The sequence below is a fragment of the Alteromonas sp. P256 genome (assembly GCF_036864455.1).
Lineage (GTDB): Bacteria > Pseudomonadota > Gammaproteobacteria > Enterobacterales > Alteromonadaceae > Alteromonas.
In genome coordinates this window covers 1-16655 of sequence record NZ_JAZETM010000018.1, presented here as the reverse complement: position 1 = coordinate 16655, position 16655 = coordinate 1, and the positions used below count along the sequence as shown (strand labels likewise).

The 16655-nt window shown below is 45.9% G+C and carries 16 protein-coding genes; 4 read left to right on the top strand and 12 right to left on the bottom strand.

Going from position 1 to position 16655, the window contains the following annotated elements:
• Positions 1-201: 201 nt before the first annotated feature.
• Both V7R39_RS17465 and pomA read right to left on the bottom strand, forming a co-directional pair.
• Complete coding sequence (locus V7R39_RS17465) at positions 202-1131, bottom strand: flagellar motor protein MotB (RefSeq protein ID WP_163105033.1); 930 nt, start codon at positions 1129-1131, stop codon at positions 202-204.
• Positions 1131-1892: a flagellar motor protein PomA gene (pomA, locus tag V7R39_RS17460; protein WP_163105032.1), complete on the bottom strand. Its 762-nt coding sequence runs from the start codon at positions 1890-1892 to the stop codon at positions 1131-1133. The genes V7R39_RS17465 and pomA overlap by 1 nt, the downstream gene beginning before the upstream one ends.
• Before the next feature lie 518 nt (positions 1893-2410).
• Here pomA and xseB point away from each other — a divergent pair.
• The 3 genes from xseB to dxs are packed head-to-tail and all read left to right on the top strand — an operon-like array spanning position 2411 to position 5487.
• The gene (xseB, locus tag V7R39_RS17455; RefSeq protein WP_334032233.1) at positions 2411-2653 is read left to right on the top strand and encodes an exodeoxyribonuclease VII small subunit; all 243 of its coding nucleotides are present in this window, start codon (positions 2411-2413) and stop codon (positions 2651-2653) included.
• Positions 2654-2683: 30 nt separating this feature from the next.
• Positions 2684-3574 (top strand): farnesyl diphosphate synthase, encoded by an 891-nt coding sequence (locus V7R39_RS17450; protein ID WP_334032232.1) that lies wholly within the window; start codon positions 2684-2686, stop codon positions 3572-3574.
• 32 nt (positions 3575-3606) lie between these two features.
• Positions 3607-5487, top strand: coding sequence for a 1-deoxy-D-xylulose-5-phosphate synthase (dxs, locus tag V7R39_RS17445; RefSeq protein WP_334032231.1), 1881 nt, complete (start codon positions 3607-3609; stop codon positions 5485-5487).
• Positions 5488-5699: 212 nt separating this feature from the next.
• Here dxs and V7R39_RS17440 read toward each other — a convergent pair whose 3' ends face one another.
• From V7R39_RS17440 to lpxD, 10 genes are all read right to left on the bottom strand, one after another.
• Positions 5700-6200, bottom strand: a complete 501-nt coding sequence (locus V7R39_RS17440; RefSeq protein WP_334032230.1) for a phosphatidylglycerophosphatase A family protein — start codon at positions 6198-6200, stop codon at positions 5700-5702.
• A 14-nt stretch (positions 6201-6214) separates the two neighbouring features.
• Positions 6215-7180: a thiamine-phosphate kinase gene (thiL, locus tag V7R39_RS17435; RefSeq protein WP_334032229.1), complete on the bottom strand. Its 966-nt coding sequence runs from the start codon at positions 7178-7180 to the stop codon at positions 6215-6217.
• Positions 7181-7225: 45 nt separating this feature from the next.
• Entirely contained in the window at positions 7226-7648 is a 423-nt protein-coding gene (gene nusB, locus V7R39_RS17430) for a transcription antitermination factor NusB (RefSeq protein WP_032096924.1), read from the bottom strand.
• 12 nt (positions 7649-7660) lie between these two features.
• Positions 7661-8134, bottom strand: coding sequence for a 6,7-dimethyl-8-ribityllumazine synthase (gene ribH, locus V7R39_RS17425; protein ID WP_032096923.1), 474 nt, complete (start codon positions 8132-8134; stop codon positions 7661-7663).
• 293 nt (positions 8135-8427) lie between these two features.
• Positions 8428-9528 carry a bifunctional 3,4-dihydroxy-2-butanone-4-phosphate synthase/GTP cyclohydrolase II gene (gene ribBA, locus V7R39_RS17420; protein ID WP_334032228.1) on the bottom strand — a complete coding sequence of 367 codons (1101 nt, stop codon included), beginning with the start codon at positions 9526-9528 and terminating at the stop codon, positions 8428-8430.
• 20 nt (positions 9529-9548) lie between these two features.
• On the bottom strand, positions 9549-10211 hold the full coding sequence (locus V7R39_RS17415; protein WP_032096921.1) for a riboflavin synthase: 663 nt from the start codon (positions 10209-10211) through the stop codon (positions 9549-9551).
• Positions 10212-10231: 20 nt separating this feature from the next.
• On the bottom strand, positions 10232-11371 hold the full coding sequence (gene ribD / locus V7R39_RS17410; protein WP_334032227.1) for a bifunctional diaminohydroxyphosphoribosylaminopyrimidine deaminase/5-amino-6-(5-phosphoribosylamino)uracil reductase RibD: 1140 nt from the start codon (positions 11369-11371) through the stop codon (positions 10232-10234).
• Between the two features lie 14 nt (positions 11372-11385).
• Entirely contained in the window at positions 11386-11835 is a 450-nt protein-coding gene (gene nrdR / locus V7R39_RS17405; protein WP_032096920.1) for a transcriptional regulator NrdR, read from the bottom strand.
• A gap of 99 nt (positions 11836-11934) precedes the next feature.
• Positions 11935-13191: a serine hydroxymethyltransferase gene (gene glyA / locus V7R39_RS17400; RefSeq protein ID WP_334032226.1), complete on the bottom strand. Its 1257-nt coding sequence runs from the start codon at positions 13189-13191 to the stop codon at positions 11935-11937.
• A gap of 199 nt (positions 13192-13390) precedes the next feature.
• Positions 13391-14419 carry a UDP-3-O-(3-hydroxymyristoyl)glucosamine N-acyltransferase gene (lpxD, locus tag V7R39_RS17395; protein WP_334032225.1) on the bottom strand — a complete coding sequence of 343 codons (1029 nt, stop codon included), beginning with the start codon at positions 14417-14419 and terminating at the stop codon, positions 13391-13393.
• A gap of 418 nt (positions 14420-14837) precedes the next feature.
• Between lpxD and ettA the strand changes: the two genes are divergently transcribed.
• A complete protein-coding gene (gene ettA, locus V7R39_RS17390) occupies positions 14838-16505 on the top strand; it encodes an energy-dependent translational throttle protein EttA (RefSeq protein ID WP_334032224.1) in 1668 nt (555 codons plus the stop codon).
• The last annotated feature ends 150 nt before the right edge of the window (positions 16506-16655 follow it).

Sequence of the window (16655 nt, the reverse complement as noted above, 5' to 3'; positions counted from 1 at the left end):
CGACGCAACTGCGTCGTTTTTTTGTCTTTTTCTAAACGGCTTTTTCATCGGACCTTTATCATCCGGCTTTTATCAACCGAGCGATCGAACGATGAGTGTCGGTTTTATTTGGCAGTCTTAGTTGAAAGTCTTAGTTGAAAGGCTTAATTGAAAGGCTCAATTTAAACGCTTCTTTGAGAGCCTTATTTAACAACAGTCACCCTAATCATCGATGACGGAAATAGGTTTTGAAATCATAGGTTCGCCTTGATTTATATTAATTTCAACCCGTCTGTTTCTCGCTCTATCTGATGCTGATGTGGCATTTTCCACAATAGGATTGGTATCGGCCATCCCTACTACCGACATGCGGCTTTCGTCGAAGCCAGGCGCAGTTCGCATGGCCTCAGCAACAGCAACGGCTCGCTGAGCAGACAAGTCCCAGTTTGAGCGGTACAGCTCGTTCGCGATATGTTGCCCGTCACTGTGGCCAGATATGGCTATCTCACCTGGTACATCTGCCAGCAGTGTTCCAATTTTACGAATTACAGGCTGAAACTGTGGCTGTAAAAACGCAGAGCCCGCTGAAAACGAACCGTTTTCACGTATGCGAATGGTAAGCTGTTGACCTAACGACTCCATCTCAATTGAGCCATCGAGAATTTGTTTTTGAAGCTGCTGGGCCACTTTTTTCATTAACTCAGCCGTTTGAGACTCTTCTGAGCTTTGCGATGCGGAGGAGGACGAGTCTGTTGCAGTTTGCTGCGCTTGCCCTCCTCGTTGCTCGCCGCGTTGTTTCTGCCTGCCCCCAGCAGAATCTTCATCACCCGCTTGAAACTCCAGCATCTGCTGCGTCATTTCAATGGTTTGCTGTTGAATGGTTTCAATTGGCGTAGGATCTGGCTTTCCCGGTCTAAACTCCATTGCAATAACGCTGGTGCCTTTTGGAATATCTTTCACTTCTATCTTGTTTTGCACACCAAACGCAAAACTCATAGAGCCTGCTATTTGCTTAAACTTCAGAACATCCATTTCTGAAAATGAAAGAAGCAGTACAAAGAAGCACATCAGCAACGACATTAAATCGGCAAATGTCCCCATCCACGCTGGGAGGCCTTCGGGTGGGCACTTAGGACATTCTTCTTCAGCCATTACTCTTCCTCACCGGTGCTGCGCTTACTCGCCGCTAGGTAATTTTTCAAGATGCCATCGATAACGCGAGGGTTTTGGCCATCGGCTATACCCACAATTCCGTCTAGAATAAGGCTTTGATTCAGTTTTTCCTCTGCTGCTCGGTTAGACAACTTAACCGCAATAGGTAAACATATAATGTTGGCAAAGAAGGCACCGTAGAGAGTGGTAAGAAGTGCAACCGCCATTGCCGGGCCGATAGATTTAGGGTCGTCCATGTTAGAGAGCATGGCAACCAAGCCTATTAGCGTCCCTATCATTCCCATTGCTGGCGCAACGTCGCCCATGCCTTTAAAGATAGTTGCCCCGAACTCATGTCGGTCTGTTGTCATCTTAATGTCTTTTGATAGCGTTTCTCTCACTACCTCAATGTCGTGACCGTCAACAAGCATGTCGACGCCTTTTTGCATAAATTCGTTACTTATTTCTGCTTCTTCTAGGGCTAAGAAACCACCTTTGCGCGCTGCATCAGCCATTTCTACAATTTTCTCGATTAGCTCTTCTGGCGTATCGATTTTAAACATAAAGGCTTTACCAGCCACCTTACCTGCACCAAAGAATTGGCCCAATGTGAACTGAGATAAAACAACAAACAAGCTTCCACCGAATACGATAAGAAGTGAAGGCACGTTGATAAACATACTCATGGTACCGCCCATCAACATCGCCATTACGATAAAGCCGATGGCTCCCAACATGCCTATTACGGTTGCTAAATCCACTCACTCTTCCTCTTAAATATGCAGCTAGTACTAGTGATATACTCTGATTCTATCGGCAAAGTATAGAAAATCTATAACGACATTGTTGAAAAATATCACAAATATCTCCTGTCTTTTACGCAATAGTAAATATTTAATGACTTTGTTGATAGCGATAACTATCTACGTCGCTAATAGCATGTTTAGCCTTACTTCATTATGCGTAGCGTTAGTTAAGTAAACTTTCATATTACTACGATATAGGGCGTATTGACCCTTCCTGTATATTTTTGAAACAAAGGTAAACACATGCAAAGCTACCCAAGCTTAGACAGCCCCAAGCGTTGACACTGCGAAGAGCTAATACACAAATGAATGGCGCCGAGTAAAATTGGTCTTTACTAACTCCAAGAGACAAGGCCAAGCATTTGGTCAGACGCTCTGCCGGATGCTCGATATTGGGACAAACCATTTGACCCATCTGCTACCGTCCGTTAATGTGCGCCATATGGTAATTTTGCCCATTATCGAGCACTTTTATGACAAAAAAAACGGATACCGCAACGTTTGAAGAAACCCTTGCTGAATTGGAATCGATCGTCGATGAAATGGAAAACGGCGATTTGCCGCTAAATAAAGCATTGGAAAAATTTGAGCGCGGCATAGCGCTTTCTAGACAAGGCCAAAAGTCCCTTGAAACTGCTGAGCAGAAAGTAAAAATCCTGCTTAATGAACAAGGCGAAGAAACACTTCAATCGCTCCCTGAGAGTGAGCAGCCCTAATCTGCTCACTTTTTAACTACAGGTAATTTAATGAATTTCTCTGCTCTGCATCAGCAAGTTAAGCAGCAAACTGATGCGTCTTTATTGAAACTAATCGAAGGACTGCCCGATTATGCACCGCAACTGAAGGCAGCCATGCGCCATGCTCTTCTGGCGGGCGGCAAGCGCATGCGACCACTGCTGGTGCATGTTGTGGGCAACACTCTCGACGTACCAAAGAAAGATCAAATGGCCATTAGCATGGCTATTGAGTGTGTGCACGCCTATTCACTCGTGCACGATGATTTACCCGCTATGGACGATGACGACTTGCGACGCGGCATGCCTACTTGTCATATTGCTTTTGACGAAGCAACAGCCATTTTAGCTGGCGACGCACTTCAGACACTTGGGTTTAGTATACTCGCCGACGCCGAGCTTAGCGATTTTGGCGATACTAAACGCGCAAAGCTGCTTAGCATACTTGCAAACTGTGCGGGCTATCACGGCATGTGTGGCGGCCAAGCTATTGATTTAGCAAGCACTGGGCAAACCATAAACATTGATGCATTAAAAATGCTTCATAGGCTTAAAACCGGTGCATTGCTTCGCGCGTGTGTTGAGATGATTGCCACTGTTTGCGGCACTTTGGACAAGCAGTCAGAAGCTGACCTTTTGGTGTTCGCCAGCAACATTGGCCTCGCATTTCAAGTCCAAGACGATATTTTGGACGTAGAAGGTAGTAACGAGATTCTTGGGAAACCGGCAGGTTCTGATGAAGCCCAGGGAAAAAATACCTTCCCTGCAAAGCTTGGATTAGATGGTGCGAAAGAGGAATTGGCAGTACTGCATGAAAAGGCACTACAACCCTTAACCCGATTACCTTACAATACAGATAGTTTAATTGCGTTTAGCGAGCTTTTGGTAAAACGTGACCACTAGCCACGCGCCATGTTGAAAAAGATAATAAATAAATGAGTTTAGACCTCCAACATTACCCCACGCTTGCCCTCGCGCAGACGCCGGACAAATTAAGGCAGTTACCTCAAGAGAAGCTGCGCGAACTTGCCGATGAACTTCGCGAGTACCTTCTGACGTGTGTAAGTCAAAGTAGCGGACATTTTGCTTCTGGTTTAGGCACGGTGGAATTAACCGTGGCGCTTCATTATATCTATAATACGCCGTTCGACCGTCTTATATGGGATGTGGGCCACCAAGCTTATCCCCATAAAATAGTTACGGGGCGCGCTGATCGCATGTCAACCATTAGACAAAAAGACGGACTGCACCCTTTCCCTTGGCCTGGCGAAAGCGACTACGATACATTTGCAGTTGGCCACTCTTCTACATCAATCAGTGCTGCTTTGGGTATGGCAGTTGCTGCAGAAAAAGAAGCAAAGGGCCGCAAGATTGTATCGGTCATTGGCGACGGTGCCATGACAGCAGGTATGGCGTTTGAAGCGCTCAATCATGCAGGTGATATCAAAAAAGACATGGTTGTTATTCTCAACGATAACGAGATGTCTATTTCTGAGAACGTAGGAGCCCTAAATAGCCATTTGGCGCGCCTGTTAACAGGTAACCTGTTTAACTCTATACGCGACGGCGGAAAGAAGTTATTAAGCAATGTCCCACCGATTAAAGAATTTGCTAGCAGAGCTGAAGAGCATCTTAAGGGAATGGTCGTTCCGGGTACTATCTTTGAAGAGCTTGGCTTTAACTACATTGGTCCTATAGATGGGCACGATGTAAACGCAGTGGTCGACACCTTACGCAATATGCGAAAGTTCGAGGGCCCTCAACTTCTTCATGTTGTTACCAAAAAGGGTAAGGGCTATGCCGTTGCTGAAGAAGATCCAATTAAATTTCACGCGGTGCCCAAGTTTAACCCTGCCGATAACGCGCTACCAAAATCAAAAGCAACCGCGCCTACCTACTCCGCGATATTTGGCGAGTGGCTGTGTGATATGGCGGCCAAAGATCCTAAACTCATGGCGGTAACACCAGCTATGCGTGAAGGCTCAGGCATGGTGGCATTTTCTCAGCAATATCCCGAGCAATACTTTGACGTTGCCATTGCAGAACAGCATGCCGTGACCTTTGGTGCAGGTTTAGCCAAAGAGGGCCTCAATGCAGTTGTGGCGATTTACTCCACGTTTCTTCAGCGAGCGTACGACCAGCTTATTCACGATGTAGCTATACAGAATTTACCCGTGCTTTTTGCTATAGACAGAGCCGGTATTGTGGGTGCTGACGGCCCTACTCACCAAGGCGCATTTGATATCGCGTTTTTACGCTGTATTCCAAATCTCATTGTAATGGCACCTTCAGACGAAAACGAATGCCGCCAAATGTTATACACAGGTCACTTAGCTAACCAGCCCGCTGCCGTGCGCTATCCTCGTGGCTCAGGCATGGGCGTAACGCCTGACAAAGAAATGACAGCACTGGCGATAGGAAAATCACGCACTTGTCGAGAAAGTAAGGCCAAGGAAAGCCAGCGCGTCGCCATTCTTAACTTTGGCTGCTTGCTCCCAAATGCACTTGAGGCGGCAGAGGTCGTCGACGCTACCGTTATTGATATGCGCTTTGTAAAGCCCCTTGATGGCGATGCTGTTTTAAAGGCTGCACAAGAGCATGACGTACTGCTGACACTTGAAGACGGTTGTATCATGGGCGGCGCTGGTAGTGCGGTTATCGAACACCTTCAGCAACACGGTGTAATGAAGCGAGTTAAGATGCTTGGTCTTCCAGATAGTTTCATTTTGCAAGGCACGCAGCAAGAAATGTACGAAGAGCACGGATTGGATGCAAAAGGCATTGTAGCCAGCGCTACCCAGTTTTTGGCAAGGTAGCTTTTAGTGGCTTAGTTTTTAGTAGCTTGGTTTTTAGTAGCTTGGTTTTTAACGTCTGGGCTTTTAACAAATGCGCTTTTAGCGTTATAAATTCTAGCGCTAAGAAAAGATACGATAAAGCCCGCTATAATGCGGGCTTTTACTATAAGTCTCGTCAACTACCCTCTTGCACACCTTGATAAAACAGACGGCTTTACAAAAAATATGCCTTTTTAAAACAGGGTAAGTACAGCAGGATACAGGGTTACACAAATATGCAAGCACGCGCATGACATTGCGCCTGCAAGTAGGTCATCGAGCATTATTCCCGTACCGCCATGTAACCGTTTATCAATCACGCCAATAGGCCAAGGCTTAAGAATATCGAATAGTCTAAATAACACAAACCCCAAAACGAGTGTTGATGCCGTTAGCGGTAAAAATAAAAACGTAACAAACATGCCTGCAATTTCGTCCCACACGATAGAACCATGATCGTGTACCTGCATATCATCAGCGGTTTTACCGCACAGATAGATGCCCACGACTGAAGCTATAAGCGTAACGGCAATGAAGGAAGGCGTAGATAGACCCATACACAATAAAAGCAGTGGGGTAGCGGCGAGAGAGCCAAAGGTACCCGGCATAACCGGGACTAAGCCACTGCCAAACCCAAGCGCTAAGAAGTGCACTGGATTTTTCATACTTACTCTAGCTCGAAACTCAGCCTGCATGCTAAATGTCCATATTAGAAGGAATGCTCGTAGCCGGTAGACTGCTTTGGCGTGTACTTTTCGTCATTCTTAAACAGTGAAAGCTTATCGTTGTGGCCAGTAAGCTGACCAATACACGTTGCCTTCACGTTTGTACTCGCGATAGAGGTTTCAAGGCTGCCGCGCTGCTCTTCTGATACGGTAAAAATGAGTTCGTAGTCGTCACCAGCAGAAAGCGCATATTCTATGGCTTCATTCTGTGAGACCGCACTTGTAAGTGCTCTGGATAACGGCAGACGATCAACGTGAAGATTAGCACCACAGCCAGATGCGCTTAAGATATGCTTTAAGTCGGAAATAACGCCATCTGATACGTCGATACAAGAAGATGCAATACGGCGCATTGCTGTTCCAACCGCAACGCGAGGTGTAGGGAAATAATGCCTATTTATCAGCACGTCTCTCGCCTCGCCGGCAACGTCTAGCTTACCTTGTAAGATATCTAAACCGGCACCTGCATCGCCCAGTGTACCAGTAACGTACACCCAATCACCGGGTTTGGCACCACTGCGGGTCAGTTCTGAACCTGGAGGGATAAAGCCTTGTGCGGTGATAGTCATGGCCATAGGACCTTTAACCGTATCACCACCAATTAGCTGTACAGAGTAGTATTGGGTAAGCTCGTAAAGACCGGTAACAAAGTCACTAAACCATGCTTCCTTAACCTCAGGTAGGGACAGGGACAGGCTGATCCAAGCCGGCTCCGCGCCCATAGCTGCCAAGTCACTAAGATTGGCTGCAACGGCCTTGTACGCCACTGACTTAGCGGGCGCATCTCTTAGAAAGTGGACATCTGCTACAAGCGTATCAGTCGTTACTGCGAGTTGCTGATTTTCAGGCACCATAGTAACGGCACAATCATCACCAATACCAATAACTACGTCTCGTCTTTTATGACCGCCAGCAGAAAAGTAGCGGCCGATAAGGTCGAATTCTTTCACGGTAATTTAGAAACCTTAAGTAACGTCCAGTGTCACTGAAATAGGTTAGTCGCGCTCGTCTTTTCGCAGCGTTTTAACTGCTTTGTCGAGTGCACCATTGATGAATTTGTGGCTGTCTTCAGCGCCAAATGATTTAGCTAGTTCAATAGCTTCATTAATAATGACGCGATATGGCACATCGATGCGCTCTGTCAGTTCCAGCGTAGCTATACGAAGAATCGCCTTTTCAATGGCGTCTAACTCTTCTGGCAATCGGCCAAGGTAGGGCTTAATCGTCGCATCCAAATTACTTGCGTTGTGTGCCACCCCTTTTAGGAGCGCTTGGAAATATGCCATATCAACTTTCTGCATATCATTACTGGTCGCTAACGCCAGTTCAATCTGCTGAATATCGTTATGACTCATTTGCCATGAATAAATGCCTTGCAAGGCTAATTCACGGGCTTTACGACGAGCTGAAACTTTCACTAAATAATTACCTTAAAGCTTTTCAACAGCATCGATAACATTGACCATTTCTAGCGCGCCAAGTGCAGCTTCTGCACCTTTGTTGCCAGCTTTGGTTCCCGAACGCTCGATAGCCTGTTCAATTGAATCTGTTGTGATAACGCCAAATGACAAAGGGACGCCGTATTCTAACGAAACTTGCGCTAAACCTTTATTACACTCACCCGCTACAAAATCGAAGTGCGGTGTGCCGCCACGAATAACTGCGCCAAGTGCAATGATACCGTCAAATGACTTTTTCTCGGCAAGTTTTTTAGCCACGATAGGTAGCTCATAGGCACCCGGAACACGTACTACTGTGATGTCGTCTCCACTTACTTCACCATGACGCTCTAGCGTATCAAGCGCGCCTTCTAATAGGCTTTCAACAACAAAGCTGTTAAAGCGTGAAACAACAATAGCGAATTTTTTACCCGTAGCGCGGATGTTACCTTCAATGACTTGCATGTTTTCATTCCTCGAGAAAAAGCGGCGCGAAGTATACCACAACTGCACCTAAACTGAATCGATTGTTTTTTTTATCCAACGACTTTATTCGCCACAGCGCAGTCTCATTTAAACTAGGTCGTTTAAACTAGGTCGTTTAAACTAGGTCGTTGAGACTAGGTCGTTGAAACCTGTGTAAATAAACAAAAAGTGCGCATCAGCACACTTTCTGTTTCTAATATAACGGTCATGTCACCAACGTGTTTTTGTAGTAATTAAAATTGGAAAAAACACGTTGTTTCTACAATGATCTGTTAGTCGTGAACGTATTCTACAACTTCAAGGCCATACCCCGATAGCGCATGGTACTTTATGGGTTTACTCAATAAACGCATCTTATGTACGCCCATCGATGCCAATATTTGACTGCCCACACCGATAGTACGAGATGAGCCCTGCCAATCAGCACCGGCTGGCTGTTCACCTCTGTCCTCAGCAGCGAAACGTTTAACTTGATTTTCTATTTGTTCATCTTTACCAAGCAGAACCAACACGCCGCCTTCATCAGCAATTTTTTGCATACCTTGAGAGAGCGTCATCGAGCGGTTGATACCCCGTGTAGAGCCAAGCAGATCACTAAAAGTGTTGTGAAGGTGAACACGCACTAACGTTGGCGATGTTTCAGATACTTCGCCTTTTTTAAGGGCGAAATGAAGCTGATTGTCGATACTGTCTTTGAATGTATGCAGTTCAAAATTGCCGTACTCAGTAGGAATATTGCACTGGGCTACTTTCTCAATGGTCGTCTCATTCAAGTTTCGGTACTCGATGAGATCGGCGATGGTGCCAATTTTCAAATCGTGCTTTGCGGCAAAGGTTTCTAGCTCTGGTCGACGCGCCATTGTGCCGTCTTCATTCAGAATTTCAACGATAACACCTGCAGGCTCAAGTCCTGCCAAACGAGGTAAGTCGACACCCGCCTCAGTGTGACCTGCACGATTTAACACACCCCCCTCTTTAGCGATAAGCGGAAAAATATGACCTGGCTGAACAATATCCGTCGCCTTAGCATCTTTGCCAACCGCCGCCTTGATTGTTGTCGCGCGGTCTGCCGCTGAAATACCAGTAGTAACGCCGGTTGCCGCCTCTATAGAGACAGTGAAATTAGTAGAGAATTGAGCTTCGTTTTTGTCAACCATAAGAGGAAGATTCAGTCGGCGACAGCGGTCCTGCGTCATAGGAAGACAAACAAGGCCCCTTGCATGCGTTACCATAAAATTTATGGCTTCTGGCGTCACATGTTCGGCCGCCATAATCAGATCGCCTTCATTTTCGCGGTCTTCATCATCCATCAAGATAACCATCTTACCCTGACGGATATCTTCTATTATTTCTTCTGATGTGTTAAATGCCATATTTTATACTTCTTGTAGGGTTATTTTTTTAAAAATCCGTTCTCGGCTAAAAACGCCATATCAATACCTTTTTCTACAGGCTCAGCAGCTTTATCGCCAAGCATTAAGCGCTCTAAATATCGGGCAATAACATCAACTTCCAAATTGACTTCGGTGCCCACCTTATAGGTGCCTAGTACTGTTTCCTTTAACGTGTGAGGAATGATCCACAGCATAAACTCTGCACCATTAACTTTGTTTACCGTTAAGCTTACACCGTCTACAGTGATACTGCCTTTGTGTGCAATATACTTAGCAATTGCCTCTGGAGCCTTGACCCAAATTTCAACGTAATCGGTGTGCTTTATAATTTGGCTTACTTCACCCACACCATCCACGTGACCAGAAACAATGTGACCGCCGAAGCGATCCGTAGGACGCATTGCCTTTTCGAGGTTTACAGTAGAGCCTGCGCGGTAATGCTTAAACCCAGTCAGTTTTATGGTTTCTGTAGATACATCTGCGCAATAGTAGTCATCGCCAAAGTCAGTTACTGTCAAGCATACACCATTTGTGGCAATACTATCGCCAAGGGCCACATCAGACATATCAAGATGCTTGGATGATACAGTTAACCGGATATCTTTACCCCGGTTATCTAGCTTTTGAATGGTGCCTAATGCCTCAATAATACCAGTAAACATAGCTGTCCTCGTTGCCGCGTTTAATTACGCGGACTCATAGTGTCGGGGCGGTACGTAAGCTTAATATCGTTACCAACCTGACGATTTTCAATAAGAGAGAGCGAAATAGATTGTTCAATGGCCGTAAAACTAGGCAAAGTGACCATGCTTCTTCCTTTATTACCTAGCAGCTTCGGCGCTTGATAACAGATCAATTCATCCACCAGCCCGGCTTCTAAAAGTGCGCCGGCAAGTCCAGGCCCAGCTTCAACCCACACTTCATTGTATTGCTTATCACCTAAAGCTTGCATAAGCGCGTGTAAATCAACGCGTCCCTGATTTTCCTTAACCGAAAGATAATGCTGTGCGTCCGTATCCATATGCGCTTCGCATGTTGCAATAAGCGTGGTGTGCGCGTCGTTTAAGCATTGGTACTCGCCATTAATCACACCCTTGCTGTCAACAACAACACGAGCAGGCTGCCTAATTTCGTCCAGCGGATAGTTACTGAATTGCGCTTCAGATGGCCTAACCAGTAAACTGGGGTCATCGGCTAAGACGGTGCCAGAGCCTGTAAGCACGCAGCAGCTTTGTGCGCGGTGACGCTGAACATCTCGTCTAGCCTGAGGCCCGGTAATCCACTGACTCACACCGTTTTCCAACGCTATTTTTCCGTCTAAACTAATGCCTAACTTCACCCTTACAAACGGTGATCCAGTAAGCATTCGCTTCACAAACCCAGGGTTGAGTGCAGCCGCCTCTGCAGCCATTACGTCACTCACCACTTCTATGCCGGCTTCTTGCAGCTTGCGGATACCATTGCCACTCACATTAGGGTTGGGATCTGTCATCGCAATGACCACCCTTGCAATGTTTGCATTGATAAGCGCTTCAGCACAAGGAGGAGTACGGCCGTAGTGACTGCAAGGTTCAAGTGTGACGTAGGCAGTGGCGGCTTCTAGAGATTTTTTGTGTGACTGTCGAGCTTGGTGTAGCGCATGAACTTCGGCATGGGGAGTGCCAGCTTTTACGTGATACCCTTGGCCAATACAGTGATTATGTTCATCAACAATAACGCAACCGACTCTCGGGTTAGGCGACGTGGTGTAACGTCCCTTTTTTGCAAGTTGAATGGCTTTGGCCATCCAATAATAATCAGATTTAACGGTGTTTTGCTGCACGTGGTGTCCTGTGGTCAGTCTCCAAGCCTCGCAATTTCCTCACCAAATTCTCTTATATCTTCAAAGGATCGATAAACGGAGGCAAAACGCACGTAGGCAACTTTGTCCAATTCCTTCAATGCTTTCATAATGAGAGTGCCAAGAAATTCGCTTTCAACCTCTCTTTCGCCGGTCGCACGAAGTTCGGATTTGAGGGATAATATACATTGTTCAACTTTTTCTGTGCTTACCGGACGCTTTTCTAGCGCTCGCTGCAGCCCAGCTCGTAGTTTGTCTTCGTTGAACGGTTCGCGGGAGCCGTCTCGCTTGATCACACGAGGCATAACTAATTCAGCCCCCTCAAACGTAGTAAAACGTTCGTGGCACTGAGCACATTCTCTACGTCTTCGTACCTGATACCCTTCTGCAACTAAGCGAGAATCAATAACTTTCGTTTCTTGCGCTGAACAAAAAGGGCAAAACATAGAATATCCTTTATAATTGCGTACTTAGGCTGATGCAGATTTCAGAAATGCAAGAGTGCATTAGTACCAAAGTACGCAATAAAAGACAAACCTATTTACTTACGAGTAAACAGGGAACTTTGAGCATAGTTCGACTACTTCACCTTGCACGCGCTTTATTACAGACTCATCGCCCATATTATCAAGTACGTCACAAATCCAAGTAGCGACCTGCTGTGCTTGTTCTTCTTTAAAACCTCTACGAGTGATTGCAGGGCTGCCGATGCGAAGACCACTCGTTACAAACGGTGAACGAGGATCGTTAGGAACAGAGTTCTTGTTAACAGTAATGTTCGCTGAGCCTAATGCTGCGTCAGCGTCTTTACCAGTGATGTCTTTATCAATTAAATCAAGAAGGAACAAGTGGTTATCTGTGCCACCAGAGACGATGTTGTAACCGCGCTCTTGCATCACTTTAACCATTGCTTTTGCATTTGCCACTACTTGCTGTTGGTATACTTTAAACTCAGGCTCTAGCGCTTCTTTAAAGGCAACTGCTTTTGCTGCAATAACGTGACAAAGTGGGCCACCTTGGTTACCTGGGAATACTGAGCTATTGAATTTCTTGTATAGCGTTTCGTCGCCGCATGATGAAAGAATAAGACCACTGCGAGGACCCGCCAAAGTTTTGTGAGTAGTCGTCGTTACCACATGCGCATGTGGAAGTGGATTTGGGTAAACACCTGCCGCAACTAGACCTGCTACGTGAGCCATGTCCACAAGCAGATATGCGCCTACGCTGTCTGCAATTTCGCGGAACTTAGCCCAGTTAACAATGCCTGAGTATGCAGAGAAACCGCCAATGATCATTTTTGGCTTGTGTTCTTTCGCTAGCGCTTCAACTTGCGCGTAATCAATTTCACCGGTTTCATTGTCAAGCCCGTACTGAACCGCATTGTACGTTTTACCGGAGAAGTTTACATGTGAGCCGTGAGTAAGGTGTCCGCCTTCAGACAGGCTCATTCCCAATACCGTATCGCCCGCATCAAGCAATGCCATGAAAACAGCAGTGTTTGCTTGTGAGCCAGCGTGAGGCTGGACGTTAGCGTATTCAGCACCAAACAGCTGCTTCGCTCTATCAATGGCAAGTTGCTCTACTACATCAACATGCTCACACCCGCCATAATAGCGCTTGCCTGGATAACCCTCAGCATATTTATTGGTTAATTGAGAACCCTGAGCTTCCATCACACGCGGACTACAGTAGTTTTCAGAGGCTATTAGCTCAATGTGATGTTCTTGACGCTGAACTTCATTGGCCATTGCTGTGGCTAATTCTGGATCAAAGTCAGCTATGTTCATTTCGCGAGAAAACATGGGGGCTCCTTAACTGCGATTATTTATGGCACGGTAAACAATGTTGTGCAAAAAGTGCAATCCTCAACCTGATGAGTCATGCTCAGACAGCGTAATTTTGGAGCCATATTCTAGTCATTTTCAATCACTTGTATACCGCTTTATGGCTAAATTAATTTAAATGGCCTAGGTTTAACGTAAATCCTCGGCTACAAGCACATCAGACCTGTTTTTCCAGTGCTTTTACTCGGTCAAATAGACTCCCAATTTTTTGTAGTCTTACCGTGTTTTTACGCCAGTCAAGATTGGTTTGGGCGGGTTGGCCTGATGAATAAACCCCAGGTGAAGTAATATCTTGCACCACCATTGTGAACCCAGTTATCTGTACATTATCGCAGATGCTTATATGGCCATTTACACCACAACCACCCGCTATAATAACGTGCTTACCGATGTTGCAACTCCCTGCAATGCCTGTGGAGCCGCAGATGCAAGAATGATCGCCAATGATGCAGTTATGGGCAATTTGCACCTGATTATCAATAATCACGTTATCACCAATTATTGTGTCGTCTAAGGCACCCCGGTCAATACTGGTGCTTGCTCCAATTTGACTGTCATCGCCTATGCGCACCGAACCCAACTGAGGAATGGGTAACCATACGCCTTTATCATTGGCGTAGCCAAAGCCCGACGAGCCAACAACAGTTTGGCTGTGAATAGTCACTCGTTTGCCTATCACCACGTCGTGATAAATTGTCACGTTGGGATAAAGCGTACTCCCTTGACCGATATGAGTTCCCTTGCGTACCACGGTATTAGCGCCAATACTTACGCCATCTCCGAGTACTACATTATCTTCAATGATAACGTTTTCACCTAAAGATACATCGCTACCAAGTCGTGCGGAAGAGGCAATAATAGCGGTTTGAGCAATGTTTGATGCTACTGCTGGCGTGGTATCGAATAGCTGAGCAATACGCGCAAAGGCAGCATGAGGATTGTCTACAATGAGCGCTGCACACTGCACATCGCCTTTTACCTTATCGTGCACTATTACCGCACCAGCGTGTGTTTCTGACAACTGAGACCTGTATTTGGGGTTGGTCAGAAATGAAATCTGATGATGTTTAGCGCCTGCTAAAGTGGCAACTGAGGAAATAGGCGTAGTGCTGTCTCCTTGTACAACCCCACCAACATGGCTGGCAAGCTCGGCTAAACGGTAAGTTCCTTTATTAATGGCTGTCATACACTTAATTACCTATTAACATTTTAATATTTAAATACACACGATTGAAGATGAGTGATCAGCACTTTTTCAATTCAAGCACCATTCTCACGACGTTTTATACCAATATTGTCCGTGTATCGTTGTTTACTGCTTCGCTCATTACCGTTTAATTAAAAAACGTTTGGGTTGTAAACTCATGCTGACGTTGCAAGCTATCGTAATTTCGCAAATATATTGCCAAGTTTATCCTAAATACCGAGATGCTCCGATGCCTTTTTCTGTACTTGCATGCTGAACGCGCAAAAAAGCATCAAGCGCTTACTTCCATGGCGTTACAGACTAGCGCACGCTATAGTGTTGCGAGTACACTAGTACCCAATTCTATCACCAAATCATAATCATCTGATTTTTCACCGCGTTTAAACGAGGTTAGAGCATGGCTCAATACGTATATAGTATGCATCGCGTTGGCAAAATTGTGCCACCGAAAAAACAAATTCTTAAAAATATCTCTCTCAGCTTTTTTCCAGGCGCAAAAATTGGCGTACTTGGTCTAAACGGTGCAGGTAAATCAACGCTTTTGCGTATCATGGCAGGTATCGATACCGATATTGAAGGTGAAGCGCGTCCTCAACCTGGATTAAAGATAGGTTACCTATCGCAAGAGCCTCGTCTTGATGAAACCAAAGACGTTCGCGGTAATATTGAAGAGGCCGTAGCCGATGTTAAGCATGCACTGACACGCCTTGACGAAGTGTACGCTGCCTATGCAGACGCTGACGCCGACTTTGATGCCTTGGCTAAAGAACAAGGTGAACTTGAAGCGATCATTGCTACCAAAGATGGGCACAACCTTGAAAACGTGCTTGAGCGTGCTGCCGATGCATTAAGGCTTCCTGCGTGGGATGCTGATGTGAGCAAGCTATCAGGTGGTGAACGTCGTCGGGTTGCATTATGTCGCCTACTTCTTGAAAAACCAGAAATGCTGCTATTAGACGAGCCCACTAACCACTTGGATGCGGAATCTGTAGCGTGGCTAGAGCGCTTTTTACACGACTACGAAGGCACTGTGGTAGCCATCACCCATGATAGGTACTTCTTAGATAATGTAGCAGGATGGATTTTAGAACTTGACCGTGGTGAAGGCATTCCATGGGAAGGCAACTATTCATCGTGGCTCGAGCAAAAAGAGAGCAGACTAGAGCAAGAAGAACGCATTGAATCTGCTCGTCAAAAGAGTATTAAACAAGAACTTGAATGGGTTCGCTCAAACCCTAAAGGTCGCCATGCCAAGAGCAAAGCGCGTATGGCACGATTCGAAGAACTCTCAACGGGTGATTACCAAAAGAGAAATGAAACGAACGAGCTATTCATTCCACCAGGTGAGCGTTTAGGCGATAAGGTTATTGATGTATCGAACCTTAAAAAGTCCTATGGCGACCGCGTGCTTATCGACGATCTATCGTTTAGCGTTCCAAAGGGCGCTATCGTTGGGATTGTTGGTCCAAACGGTGCGGGTAAATCTACCCTGTTCAGAATGCTAACGGGTGCTGAGCAGCCTGATGCGGGAAGCATCGAGCTGGGCGATACTGTCAACATTGCCGCTGTTGAGCAGTTCCGTGATCACATGAATGAAAACAACACGGTATGGAAGGAAATCTCGGATGATCAAGACATCATTCGAATTGGTAACTTCGAAATTGCCAGTCGCGCCTACTGCAGCCGATTTAACTTCAAAGGTAACGACCAGCAGAAGTTTATCAAAGACTTGTCTGGTGGTGAGCGTAACCGAGTCCATTTAGCGAAGCTATTAAAAGCGGGCGGAAACGTGTTGCTGCTGGATGAGCCCACGAATGACCTAGACGTAGAGACGTTACGTGCACTTGAAAATGCCTTGCTGGAGTTCCCCGGTTGCGCGATGGTTATTTCGCACGATAGATGGTTCCTAGACAGAGTCGCGACTCACATTATGGATTACCGCGATGAAGGCAATATTAACTTCTTTGAGGGTAACTATGCCGATTACGAAACGTGGCTTAAGCAAGAGTTTGGGAAAGATATTGTGGAACCTCACCGCTTGAAGTACAAACGCATGTCTAAGTAGTTGATAACATCGTTTGAACAACGCTAAGAAACGTAATGGTGCGCTGCAAGCACACTTACACCGCAGCTTTTAACGAATTAGCATCAGTAAACAGCAATAAGCAGCAATTTACAGCATTAAGCAACAAAAAGGCCCTCTTCAAACAGAGGG

Coding starts and splice junctions, on each gene's coding strand:
- xseB (WP_334032233.1), top strand. CDS start 2,411: ATGACAAAAAAAACGGATACCGCAACGTTTGAAGAAACCCTTGCTGAA.
- V7R39_RS17450 (WP_334032232.1), top strand. CDS start 2,684: ATGAATTTCTCTGCTCTGCATCAGCAAGTTAAGCAGCAAACTGATGCG.
- V7R39_RS17415 (WP_032096921.1), bottom strand. CDS start 10,211: ATGTTTACTGGTATTATTGAGGCATTAGGCACCATTCAAAAGCTAGAT.
- dxs (WP_334032231.1), top strand. CDS start 3,607: ATGAGTTTAGACCTCCAACATTACCCCACGCTTGCCCTCGCGCAGACG.
- V7R39_RS17440 (WP_334032230.1), bottom strand. CDS start 6,200: ATGCAGGCTGAGTTTCGAGCTAGAGTAAGTATGAAAAATCCAGTGCAC.
- glyA (WP_334032226.1), bottom strand. CDS start 13,191: ATGTTTTCTCGCGAAATGAACATAGCTGACTTTGATCCAGAATTAGCC.
- nrdR (WP_032096920.1), bottom strand. CDS start 11,835: ATGTTTTGCCCTTTTTGTTCAGCGCAAGAAACGAAAGTTATTGATTCT.
- lpxD (WP_334032225.1), bottom strand. CDS start 14,419: ATGACAGCCATTAATAAAGGAACTTACCGTTTAGCCGAGCTTGCCAGC.
- ettA (WP_334032224.1), top strand. CDS start 14,838: ATGGCTCAATACGTATATAGTATGCATCGCGTTGGCAAAATTGTGCCA.
- ribBA (WP_334032228.1), bottom strand. CDS start 9,528: ATGGCATTTAACACATCAGAAGAAATAATAGAAGATATCCGTCAGGGT.
- V7R39_RS17465 (WP_163105033.1), bottom strand. CDS start 1,131: ATGGCTGAAGAAGAATGTCCTAAGTGCCCACCCGAAGGCCTCCCAGCG.
- ribH (WP_032096923.1), bottom strand. CDS start 8,134: ATGCAAGTCATTGAAGGTAACATCCGCGCTACGGGTAAAAAATTCGCT.